Below are 11753 nucleotides of genomic sequence, written 5' to 3'. Positions count from 1 at the left end.
CCCGAGCTTCCAAGTCAACATAGCTGAAAAGCGAGCCGGACCTTTCGTCACTTCCTCGCATCGCGTCCCCCAGATCAATCCTGATCCTAGAGAATCACGATCCGAAACGCTTCGCCACCACTTCTTCAACAGCCTGCTAGGTCTAACTTAGAAGATGATTTAGACATGCCACCTCAACCACTATCCCGCGTGCGCCCGCAAGCTTCCGTCCTGGTAACCCCCGAGGCGCTTAAGTTGCGCCCCAAACTAGCACCTTTTATAGCAGAAATCATTGCTAGATGGGCTTCTTTGGAAATGGTGACCAGCATCATTTTGGGCCATGTACTGCAGACCGATGCCGCGCCGATAACGGCGATGCTTCACGCCATTAACAGCGCTAGCGCTCGCATAGACATGATGGAAGCTGCCGGCGCCGCTAAGCTGTTCGACCCGGAATTGGAGCTTTTTCAAGCATTTATGAAAATTATCCGCTCGGCAGCAAGGAAGCGCAATCCAATTGCACATCATATTTGGGGATATACTGAAGAGCTACCGGAAGCGTTGCTTTTGATTGAGCCTGAAGCACAGCTTGATGTATCTGTGCGAGCCCAAAACGCACTTAGGGGCTTCTCAACTGAGACACACCTTGTCCTTCAACCAGACAGAGATCGGGTTCTGGTTTATCGAGAGGGCGACTTTATCCAAATCACAGAAGAGCAAAAGACAATTTCTAAAAGCGCCTTTCTATTGGTTCTGTATCTTGAGCGAGCCTCATTCCACGATCAAATATATCCCCAGCTATGTGCAGAGCCGTTGATTGATGCAGCCTTGAAGTCGATCCGGAAGTCTCGACAGCCTCGATCAAGGCCGCAGCAACCAGATCCCCAAACTCCGAACGAGTAATTGTCAGGCTTTCATCGAGCGTGCCAGCGCCCGAATTAACGGACGCGGCGCTAGGATGAGAGGCAGCATTATGCCGAGTCGAGGTTACAATTCTCCCAATGGGGAGAGGTGAACCCAGCCCCGGAAAATCCAATCGAACCAAAATTCATCACGCTCTACGGCAGCAACGCCTCCGGCAACCGATCGAACGTATACGCACGCGGCCGGTTACGCCGTACAAACCCGCCGATCTGCCAGCCGAACAAGGCGGTGAAACCGACCAGGAACAGCGCGCCTGCGAACTCGCCGGTTGCGACGGCGCGAACGAAAAGTCCAGCAATCGAGATCGCGACCAGCGCCAGCAATATCACGGCGGCCGCGTAGAGGCGTGGCGTGAGGCCGCCGGTCAGTATCGCCTTGCTGCCCGCTTCCGCCATGCGCCGATGCAACTGCGTGATGAAGGCGCGGTAATCCTGGTCCTGCGGCGCCATCAGGGCGGCGGTCTGCCAACTGGTGGAGAAAATCGCGATGCGCACGCCGCTGAAATTGCCGATGTCGGCGCGAAACCGGCGCGACTGCATCGACACCGGCCGGAACGACAGCCGGATCGCCGCGATATCGCCGTAGGACCATACCGCGGATCGGCCGGCGATGCGCCAGGACAATCCATCGTCGGTCAGTTCGAACTGGTGCGCCGCGCCAATCAGCGAGGCCTTGTAGGCGTAGCGGACCGGCGCGCTATCCGCCGATATCGTCGCCTGGTCCGGCAGCGGCTCTGGCAATGGATCGATCCCGTGGTGAAACTTTCGCATCGGCTTGCGCGGCGAGCCCGCTTCATCTTACAAGCGCTTCATGGCCGAGACGACCAATTTTCCGCGCCGCCTGATTCTGGCCGGCGCCATGATTTCCGGGATGCTGCTGGCGCTCGCCGTGCACATGCTGGGCGCGCGCTACGGGCTCGATCTCGGCGGCCTGTGGCGGTCCGATCCGAACAACTTCATGCCGGCGGGCGCCGCGATCGCGTGGTGGCTGATCGCGACCGTCGGCTTTAGCGGCGGCTTTTTCACCGCAAACCTGATGCACAGCGCGGTATCCGGGCAAATCCCGCAGCGGATGCAGCATTTCCTGATCGCCGTCGGCGTCCTGATACTGGTGGGCGCGGGCCAAGCCGCTTCCGCGCCGAGCCCGATCCCGACCATCTCCGGCGTGCTCGCAGGACTCGCGGCGCTGTGCCTCGGCGCCGTGATGGCGTTCTGCGGCGCGCATTTTGCGCTACGCAAGGCGTAGCGTCGCGGTCGCCCGTCGGTAGCTTCAGCTAAATTGAATGGGATCGTCTGGAAGCTGCACGCTTGCCGTTTGCACGGATGAGCGAATACCGATCCCTTCAGAATAGCTGAATCGAGCGACTAGCTCAGCGCCAATCGAGAGGAGCATCGCGATTGCAACAGCGGATAGTAACCGCTGCCATGACGTGCGAGGCATACATCGGCTGGGCCTTAGGATCCCCATGCGCTGCTATTGGGACTCGTGCCGAGGCGCCCTCGACGGCCGCCTGGTCACGGCCGGTGAGGCCTGAAGTCGAAGGTCAGCCCGGTCTCGACTTCGGTCGGTTGTCCCATCACTTCAAGCGGCTTCAATTGCCACTGTGTCAGCGCCTGCTCGATCGCCTGGCGCTGCGCTGGCGTGGCGCTGATGACATGCACATGCTCGACTTTACCGTTGGTACCGATAATGATCCGGACCGGCACTGTGAGGCCGTTGAGATCGACCTGAGCCGGGTCGACCCCGTGGATCGTGGTCTGCGCCGTGGCATAGTCCTTGATGCATACCGGCATCGTTTGCGCGAGGCCCGCATTGGTACCCGTTTCCGATTGCGCCGGTAGCGACATCGCGTGGAGAAGGTCGGCGACGTGGTCCACCGTCGCGCGATCGGTTGCCGTGATGTTGAAACTGACAAGGTGGCACCGCAACTCGGTCGCCAGCCAACCGCGATAGAGGCTGCCGGCGTGATAGTCGAGGCGCAGGAAGGCCTGTCCGCCGATCGCGATAGGGGCAGGCCCTTGGTCGATCGACAGGTCAGGGATGCTGGTCAGGCTAGCGCGGAAATCCGCCGCCAGATCCGCAAGATTCGAGAACGGCTTGGCACTGAAAAACAGATCCTCGGCAACGATCAGTAGCGTTGCCCGGCTCGCCCTGGTGCCATCCATCGACGACAGGACATACAGACCGCGAGCCGACGGCGGCGGTCCGGCCAAGCCCTCGCCCCAGCCCGGCGGCAGTGGCAGGGAGAGGCCGAAATACGCGTTGGCGTAGGAGCCTCCGACAACCGATCCGGACTCCGGATCCGGATAGAGGCGATCAGCCGCAGTATCTTTCGGTGGCCGCGGTGAACCTGGCTGCAGCTGCACCGGCGCCTTGGAGTCGGCCACCGCAATCGTGTCCGACAGTGCGGTCTGTTCGATCCAGGTCTCGCCCAACCCCAGCATAAGCAACAATGCAACATACTTGAGCGCTTTCGGCATGCGTATCCCCCTGGCTATCGACACAACCCTCAGATGTTTCGAGCCAATTTATTCAGAGTTGCTGTTCGAGCAAGTGTGCGGCGCGCATTTTGCGCTGCGCAAGGCCTGAGGTGGCCGGCGCAACATAAACCGATGCCAACTCATCACCTCCGCCGGCGGCCTCGCGATGCTGCCGTTTGCGACGCGCGCACAGGAAGCCGGCCGCATCTGCCGGCCAGCTTCGTGCGGCGCGATCGAATAGAGAAGTTGTCCGGTCAGCCCTGGGCCTGCTCGCTCATGACGTTGCCGAACAATTGCCAGGTCTGACCTGCGAATTTCATCAATTGCAGTTGCTTGATCGGCGCGAAGTCCGTGGGCGCGGTGTTGATCGCAATCCCCGGCAACAGCAGGCCGGGTTCGAAATTCTTCAGGCTGGCGGCCTGTTTCATGACGTTGTCGCGGGCGAGATCGTCGCCGCATTGCCTTAGCACCTCGACCATGGTGCGCGACACGCTATATCCGTAGACGGAACTGGAATCGCTCTTGTCGCTGCCCGGCATGTATTTGTCCATGAAGGCATTCCATGCCTTCATGTCGGCATCGTTGTTCCATTGCGGATCGGCCGCGTCCTTCAGATAGGCTGCCGATACGATGCCTTGCGCATGATCGAACCCCGCGGGCTTCAAAACGCTGCCGATCGAGGCCGAGACGTTGTTGAGGATGTGCAACGGCTTCCAGCCGATCTCGGATACCTTGGTGATCGCCTGCGCGGCGAATTTCGGCGTCGCGACGTTGAAGAAGACATCGGCGCCGCTGGCCTGCAGCCTGACCACTTCTGACTCGACCGTGGGCTCGGTCGTGTCATAGGCCTGTTCGTTGACGATCATCGATTTGGCCTTGGCGCCGAGCCCGTCCTTCAAGCCCTTGACGTAGTCCATTCCGTAATCGTCGTTCTGGTAGAGGATCGCGATCTTGGCGTTCGGCATCTCCTTCAGGATATATTTTGCGTAGATGCGGCTTTCGGTCTGATAGCTGGGCTGCCAGCCCATCGTCCACGGGAAGTGCTTGGGATCGTTCCATTTGGTGGCGCCGGTGGCGACGAACAGCTGCGGCACCTTGTTCTGGTTCATGTACGCGTGAATGGCGGTATTGGTCGGCGTTCCCAGCGAATTGAAGATCAAGAGCACGTTGTCGTCCTCAATCAGCTTTCGGGCCTGTTCGAAAGTTTTTGGCGGACTGTATCCGTCGTCGTATGAAATGAAGTCGATCTTGCGGCCGTTGATGCCGCCTTCGTCGTTGATCATTTGAAAGAACGCGGTCTCGGTCTTGCCGATCACCGAATAGGCCGACGCCGGACCGCTATAGGGCACGATGTTGCCGATCTTGATCCGGCTATCGCTCGCGCCCGGCCCATACTTCTTTTCGGCCGTTGCCGCGCTTGCGGCCAAGGGCCTCGCGAACTGCAATGCGCCGAGCGTGAGGCCGGCCTTGAGCAGGGTGCGCCGTTGAATGCTGCGGTCCAAGGGGTTGGTAGACATCGTCATTCTCCTGGGTTTCAAAACTGCCCCAAGTTCCTGCGATGCAATCGAAGTGATGCGGCGTATATCGGTGCGCGAGCACGCATCTCAGGACTGCAATGGTCCTGCGGCGCGGGCGAAGGAGCGTCGGAAGCAGATTGGCAAAATCCGGCGCATCATAACTCGGCGATAGAGAATTAGCATCGGCAGATGAACGCAAGCTGTCCGGGAGATTAAATCTTGCCCGCCGCTCATACAACTTGAGGCTAACTCACGTTGTCACGAAGGTATGAAGAGACGACACCGGATCAAACCATTGGGTTGCGGCGTCTCTCATTCAGCCAGCCACCATATTCGGGCAGCCGCGATTGATCGCGCCGCGCTGCCAGCGCGGTCCGGCAAGATCGCAATCTTAACGAAAGACGCAAACGGTGACGATTGGAGCAACCGGGGGGACCAGGCGGGATTTTCTTTATATTGTGACCGGCGCGGCGGCGGCGATCGGAACGCTCGCAGCCGCGGTACCGATGATCGACCAGATGGAGCCGGACGCATCGACGCTTGCCGCCGGCGGCCCGGTCGATTTCGACCTGAGCAAGCTTCAACCGGGCCAGCAGGCGGTGGTTCGCTGGCGCTCGCGTCCGATCTTCATCGTCAATCGCCCGGCGGCGGCGATCAAGACCTTGCAGGACCCGAATCTGCTGGCAAGACTGTCGGATCCGAAATCGAGCGAGCCGCAGCAGCCGCCTTATGCCGACAACTGGCATCGCTCGATCAAGCCGGAATACAGCGTGCTGGTAGGCATCTGCACCCATCTCGGATGCATTCCGATGTTCTATCCCGACCCCAGCGGCAGCCTGCCGACCACGGACTGGCTGGGCGGCTATTTCTGCCCGTGCCACGGCTCGAAATACGATCTGGCCGGCCGCGTCTTCAATGGCGTGCCGGCACCCTACAATCTGCCGGTGCCGCCCCATCACCTCGTCAGCAACACCGTGATCCGGATCGGAGAGAACCCGCCCGACGTCATCTGGGATTTCTCATCGATCGCGCAGATCTAAGCCGCCTTTGCTGAGGCGCCGCGCCAGACGGCCAGGCCAGCGACGAGCAACAGGCACGCCGAGATGAGCAGCGCCGCATGCGCGCCCGCCATGAAGGCGTCGCCCTCGCCGATCAGCGAGCCGAACAATGCGACGCCGAGCACGCTGCCGGTTTGCCGGGTCGCGTTGAGCACGCCGGCGGCGATGCCGGAGCGCTTTTTCTCGACACTGCCGAGCAGCGTCGAGGTCAGCGGCGGCACCAAGAGCCCGAGACCGGCGCCGATGACCGCAAGTTGCGTCCCGATTTCCCAATAGCTGGTGCCGGGCTCGATGCCGAGCAGCGCCAGGCATCCGATCGCCGACAGGCCGGCGCCGAGCGCGATGGTCACGGGCGCGCCGATGCGCTCGGCCACCCGCGCGGCGACGAGGTTGACGGGCAGCACCAGGCCGAGCATGGGCAGGAATGCAAGGCCGGTGGCGAACGGCGACAATCCGTTGACGCGCTGGAAATACAGGCTGAAGACGAAGATCAGCCCATAGAAGGCGATGTTGACGAACAGGCCGACCAGCGAGGTCAGCGCGAACAGCCGATGCGAAAACAAGGACAGCGGCAGCATCGGCTGCGCCGCGCGCCGCTCCCGCAGCACGAATAACACCGCCACGATTGCCGCTGCGGCGAATGCCGCGATCACGAACGGGTTGTGCCAGCCCAATGCGCCGCCTTCGATGATCGCGCCGGCAAGACAACCGAGCGCTGCGATCGCCGCGAGTTGTCCCGGCAGGTCGATCTCGCGCTGCGGCGAGCGCGTGGTCTCGCTGGCATAGCGCCAGCTGAGCCACATGCCCACAAGACCGATCGGTAGATTGACCAGGAAGATCGCGCGCCAGCCGACCAGCGCGATCAGCCCGCCGCCGATCAAAGGCCCGGAGATCAGGGCCATGCTCGCGCCCGCGGCCCAGATTCCGACCGCTCGCCCGCGGCCCTTTTCGTCGGGATAGGCATGGCTGAGCAGCGCCAGCGAGTTCGGGACCAGGATGGCGGCGCCGAATCCCTGCACGGCCCTGGCCGCGATCAGGATGGCGGCGCCAGGCGCCAGCGCGCAGGCCACCGAGGCCGCGGTGAAGATGGCAAAGCCCGCGGTGAACACCCGCTTGGCGCCGATGCGGTCGCCGAGCGCGCCGGCGGTGAGGATGAAGGCGGCGAACGCGATGGTGTAGGCGTTGACCACCCATTGCAGTTCGGAGACGCCGCCGCCGAGCGACGTGCCGATGCTGTTGAGCGCGGTGTTGACGATGGTGACGTCGAGCTGGACCACGCCATAGCCGAGGCTCATCGCCGCAAGCGTCAGCGACGTCGAGAAATTCGAACGCAACGGTTGGCGTGCGGAATGCTGCGCCGAACCGGACGTGGCGGGGACGGCCCGGGCGTTCTCGAGCGTGAGGGAACTTGTTCGCATCGATCATCTCCATTTGGCGTCATTCGACGAACCAACGGGAGAGATAGGGTTGCGTTTCAACCAAACGCTTCGATTACGATCGAAGCGTGGTTGCGGCCTCGCCGCGGCGGTCGAACGCGGATGTCGCCGACGCAAAAACGCCGCGCGGGCGACCCGCGCGACGTTTTGTCTCAATCGTGCGTCGAGGCGCGATCAGCTCGCGGCGCGCAGGTTGACCCTGCTCTCGGCGAGCGTGGTCAACTTCTTGTCAGTCGCCTTTTCCTCCTCGAGGGTCTTCTGCAGGAGAGCGGCGGCATCGTCGCGGCCAAGCTGCTTCGACCAGGCGATCAGGCTGCCGTAGCGCGCGATCTCGTAGTGCTCGGCGGCCTGGGCCGCGTTGATCAGGGCGGCATCCAGCACCGATTTGTCGGCGACCTCTCCGGCAACCTCGTCGGCTTCCTTGATGATGCCGTCGATCGCCGGGCAATCGACCGCCTTGACCTCGGAACCCAGCATCTTGAACACCTGCTCGAGCCGCTGCACATGCGTCCTGGTTTCCTCGAGATGGGTCAGAAAGCCCTGCTTGAGCTGCCTGTCGGTGGCCTTGTCGGCCATTTTCGGCAATGCCTTCACGAGCTGCTTCTCGGCATAATAGATGTCCTGCAGCTGGTGCACGAACAGATCGTTCATGCTCTTGATGTCTTTGGTGAAGAGTCCCATCGTTTCGCATCCTTGTGGTTTTGGGGAACACGTGGTGCGGCGGCTCGTCGCCGCGCCGGCATGTTCGCTGGCTTGTATGAGCGCTAACCGGCGGCGCGGCGGCTTGTTCCGGGGAACCGCGAAAAGCCGGCGCCACGATATCGGAAAACCGGAAACGAGGACGCCGCCCGTCCGGCGGCGGTCGGGATTGGAACAAGGTCTAAGCGGGACTCGAATCCGTGGTGCCCGGGCATATCTAGGACAAGTGACGGTTCGGCCTGTCCAGGGCCGAAGCCGGCGTTGTCAAGGACTGCACAACGCTGTGTTTTTGCCTTATGTGTCTAAGCATGAATGTGCGATTGGCCGCCGCTTGTCCGTCAATCGACTGAAAACGGCTCGCAACTCGTTGCCGCCCTGCCGGGAGGATGAATGCACGGACTGCTGACCGCGCTGGGGCGTGGCTTCAAGAGACGGATCGGCTGGAAACGGCTCGGTATCGCGGCAAGCCTCATCATCATCGCCTTTGCGATCACCACGCTGGTGCGTACGCTGCACGGCGTCGACACCGGCGTGATCCTGGTTGCGCTGACCGAACTGCCGCCGCACCACATCGCGCTCGCAGCGCTTTGCGTGGTCGGCGCATTCTGCACGCTGACGTTCTACGATTTCTTCGCGCTGCGGACCATCGGCAAGAAGCATGTGCCCTACCGGATCGCGGCGCTGTCGAGTTTCACGAGCTACACGATCGGCCACAATATCGGCGCCACCGTGTTCACCGGCGGCGCGATCCGCTTCCGGATCTATTCGGATTATGGCTTGAGCGCCATCGACGTCGCCAAGATCTGCTTTCTCTCCGGCCTGACCTTCTGGCTCGGCAATCTGGTCGTGCTCGGCTTCGGCATGGCCTTGCACCCCTGGGCCGCCTCGGCGATGGACCTGCTGCCGTCGGCGGTGAACCGGCTGATCGCGATCGGCTGCCTTGCCGGCATCGCGGCCTATTTCATCTGGCTGGTGTCGGGCGAGAATCGGCGCGAGCTCGGCCAGAACGGCTGGAAGGTGGTATTGCCCTCGGCGCGGCTGACGCTGCTGCAGGTCCTGATCGGGATGGTCGATCTCGGCTTCTGCGCGATGGCGATGTATCTGTTGATGCCAGCCGATCCCGGCATCGACTTCATTTCGCTGGCGGTGGTGTTCATCCTGGCGACGCTGCTCGGCTTTGCCAGCCATGCGCCCGGCAGCCTCGGGGTATTCGACGCCGCGATGCTGGTCGCGCTGCCGCAATTCGGCAGGGAACAATTGCTGGCCACGCTGCTGGTGTTCCGGATCCTGTATTTCCTGATTCCGTTCACGATCGCGATCAGCATCATGGGAACGCGCGAGCTTTGGCTCAACGTGGTGAAACCCTGGCAGGAACGCCGCCGCTTGAGCGAATTGAACGATAGCTTCCCCGCCTCCGCCGCGGTGCAGCCGCTGGAGGGCCGGCAGCCGCAGCCGGTGCAACGCCGGCAGGCGCAGCGCTAGACAAGATTCGGGCTGTCGCCTCCCGGACGCCCCGGATTCTTCGGCCGCTCTCTTATTTCCGCCTCAAGCGTAACGTCAAACGCATCATGGTCCGAATTCGCTTCCGTCCGATGATCGCAGGCGCGCTGCTCGCGGTAGCGCTTGGCGTGCTGCAGCCGCCGTGGGCGGCGGCACAACCGGCGCCGACGCCCCCTCCGCCGGATTCGCCGAGTGCCCCCGATGCAGCGCCGGCGACGACAACAACAGTCGCGCCGGCGACGACAACGGTCGCGCCCGCGACCACAACAGTCGCGCCGGCGACGACAACGGTCGCGCCGGATACCCCGATGCAGATTTCGTGGGAAGTCCGCAACCGCTTCCGGCTGTTCCGCGAGGAACGTGACTTCCTGCTTCATGCCGAGAGCGAGGCCGGCCACAGCGCGCTCGCTTCCGAGCAGTCGCTGGAAGTGCGCAGCGACGGCCGCGGCTGGGCGCGCAATATGGTCAACCGCCTCTGCATCGATCTGCAGGGCCGCGTCAGCGAGCCCTGCACCCGCGACAAGGTCAAGGAAAACTACCTGACGCCGGCGGATCATCCGGTCACCATCCGCCTGACCGGCGAGGTTCCGGTCGGCGCGACCTGCGGCTGGTCGTTCGACGACGGCGACGGTCCGCAAACCTCCACCTTCGACTGCACCGAGCCGGTCAACTTGCGCGTGCGCTATGGCCGCACCACGGTTGCGTCGGTCGACGTCTCCTCCGGGCCCGAGCCGCCGCGGCGAGTCACGACCGAGATCGCGGTCCGCGATATCTTCATCGCCGGCCTCGGCGACAGCATCGCATCCGGCGAAGGCAATCCGGACCGGGCGATCGCGCTGGCGGACGAAGGTTTCTGCTTCCGCTATTATCTGGGAAGCGCAGCCGCGCAGTATTATCGTCCGAGCCGCGCCGGCTACAAGGGCGGTCGCGCCTGCGAAGCTCCCGACACGCTGCAGAACTGGCAACACCAGAGCGCGCTGTGGCTCAATTCCGCCTGCCATCGGTCGCTGTACAGCTACCAGACCCGCACCGCGCTCACGCTCGCGGTCCAGTATCCGCATATCGCGGTGACCTATCTGCCGCTCGCCTGCACCGGCGCCACCATTCCCGACGGGCTGCTCGGCCCGCAGCGCGCGCGTGAATGCCTGCCGACCAAATCCGCCGCCACCTGCCAGGGCACGGTCAACGCGCAGCTGGCCGAATTGCGCGCCGCGCTCAGTGCCGCGCAGAAACGCCAGCCCGACCGCAAGCTCGATCTGGTGCTGCTGTCGATCGGCGCTAACGACATCAATTTCTCCGGGCTGGTCGCCGACGTGATCGTGGATACGCCGACCGAGCGCGCGCTGTTCAGGCGCACCGGCGTGATCGGATCGGTCGACGATTCCCGCGCCGCGCTGACGCGCGACCTGCCGCAGAGTTTCGGCCGGCTGCGCGAGGCGCTGAAGCCGCTGGTCGGCGGCGACCTGTCGCGTGTGGTGTATGTGTCCTACGCCAACCCGACGCTATCGGGCAGCGGCGCGCCCTGCCCCGGCGGACGCGCCGGTTTCGACATTCATCCCTCCTTCAACGCCGACCCGAAGCGGCTCGCCAACGTGTCGAACTACGTCGACCGGGAATTCCTGCCGCAATTGAAGGCGCTGGCGCTGTGCCAGTCGGGCATCCTCTGCGGCGATCCCGCCTCCGACCGCATGACCTTCGTCGATAGCCATCAGGCGGTGTTCGCCGATCACGGCTTCTGCGCCAGCGCCGAGAGCGATCCGCAATTCGACCGGGAGTGCTTTTCGCCGGAGGGAAAAAGCTTCAATCCCGATATCGTCACGGCGGCGAACCAGCCGATGCTGTGCGGCCGCAGCGCCTCCGAATATCGCGCCTACCTGCCGCGCGCGCGCTGGATCCGCGACGCCAACGACAGTTACTTTGCGGCGATGACCTATCCGCAGGGGCTGCCGACCTCGAGCCAGCCCGCCGACATCCATGATGCGACCTGGGGGATTTTCTCCGCCGTCTATGGCGGCGCCGTGCACCCCTCCGCCGAAGGCAACGCCGCGATGGCGGACGCGACGCTGCCGGCGGTGACCTCGGTGCTGCAACTCGGAGCGGCGCCCGAACTGACGGCCGAGCCTGCGCCACCCGTTGCGCCCGATTCCCCTTGAGGCTGCA

10 protein-coding genes are annotated in these 11753 nt (G+C 63.1%); 5 read left to right on the top strand and 5 right to left on the bottom strand.

The features are described from left to right. Nucleotides 1-234 precede the first annotated feature (234 nt). Nucleotides 235-882 (top strand): hypothetical protein, encoded by a 648-nt coding sequence (locus VK804_RS22775; RefSeq protein ID WP_325374419.1) that lies wholly within the window; start codon nucleotides 235-237, stop codon nucleotides 880-882. 155 nt (nucleotides 883-1037) lie between these two features. Here the strand turns inward: VK804_RS22775 and VK804_RS22770 are convergent, their stop codons facing one another. Next, nucleotides 1038-1643, bottom strand: coding sequence for a hypothetical protein (locus VK804_RS22770; RefSeq protein ID WP_325374417.1), 606 nt, complete (start codon nucleotides 1641-1643; stop codon nucleotides 1038-1040). 70 nt (nucleotides 1644-1713) lie between these two features. On the opposite strand from VK804_RS22770, the gene VK804_RS22765 reads away from it, so the two are divergent. Beyond that, a complete protein-coding gene (locus VK804_RS22765) occupies nucleotides 1714-2148 on the top strand; it encodes a hypothetical protein (RefSeq protein ID WP_325374415.1) in 435 nt (144 codons plus the stop codon). Between the two features lie 269 nt (nucleotides 2149-2417). On the opposite strand, the gene VK804_RS22760 is transcribed toward VK804_RS22765, so the two are convergent. Next, nucleotides 2418-3383, bottom strand: coding sequence for an energy transducer TonB (locus tag VK804_RS22760; protein WP_325374413.1), 966 nt, complete (start codon nucleotides 3381-3383; stop codon nucleotides 2418-2420). Between the two features lie 254 nt (nucleotides 3384-3637). Then, the gene (locus tag VK804_RS22755; protein ID WP_325374411.1) at nucleotides 3638-4900 is read right to left on the bottom strand and encodes an ABC transporter substrate-binding protein; all 1263 of its coding nucleotides are present in this window, start codon (nucleotides 4898-4900) and stop codon (nucleotides 3638-3640) included. A 410-nt stretch (nucleotides 4901-5310) separates the two neighbouring features. Here VK804_RS22755 and petA point away from each other — a divergent pair, with 410 nt between their 5' ends. Beyond that, entirely contained in the window at nucleotides 5311-5940 is a 630-nt protein-coding gene (gene petA, locus VK804_RS22750) for a ubiquinol-cytochrome c reductase iron-sulfur subunit (protein ID WP_325374409.1), read from the top strand. On the opposite strand, the gene VK804_RS22745 is transcribed toward petA, so the two are convergent. Further along, complete coding sequence (locus VK804_RS22745) at nucleotides 5937-7376, bottom strand: MFS transporter (RefSeq protein ID WP_325374407.1); 1440 nt, start codon at nucleotides 7374-7376, stop codon at nucleotides 5937-5939. The genes petA and VK804_RS22745 overlap by 4 nt on opposite strands. A 192-nt stretch (nucleotides 7377-7568) precedes the next feature. After that, nucleotides 7569-8075 carry a ferritin-like domain-containing protein gene (locus VK804_RS22740; RefSeq protein WP_325374405.1) on the bottom strand — a complete coding sequence of 169 codons (507 nt, stop codon included), beginning with the start codon at nucleotides 8073-8075 and terminating at the stop codon, nucleotides 7569-7571. Nucleotides 8076-8483: 408 nt separating this feature from the next. On the opposite strand from VK804_RS22740, the gene VK804_RS22735 reads away from it, so the two are divergent. Further along, complete coding sequence (locus tag VK804_RS22735; RefSeq protein WP_325374403.1) at nucleotides 8484-9575, top strand: YbhN family protein; 1092 nt, start codon at nucleotides 8484-8486, stop codon at nucleotides 9573-9575. A 326-nt stretch (nucleotides 9576-9901) separates the two neighbouring features. Continuing rightward, a complete protein-coding gene (locus tag VK804_RS22730; RefSeq protein WP_325374421.1) occupies nucleotides 9902-11746 on the top strand; it encodes a hypothetical protein in 1845 nt (614 codons plus the stop codon). The last annotated feature ends 7 nt before the right edge of the window (nucleotides 11747-11753 follow it).

Source organism: Bradyrhizobium sp. (assembly GCF_035484855.1).
Classification (GTDB): Bacteria; Pseudomonadota; Alphaproteobacteria; order Rhizobiales; family Xanthobacteraceae; genus Bradyrhizobium.
This window is presented reverse-complemented; position numbering and strand designations above follow the sequence as displayed.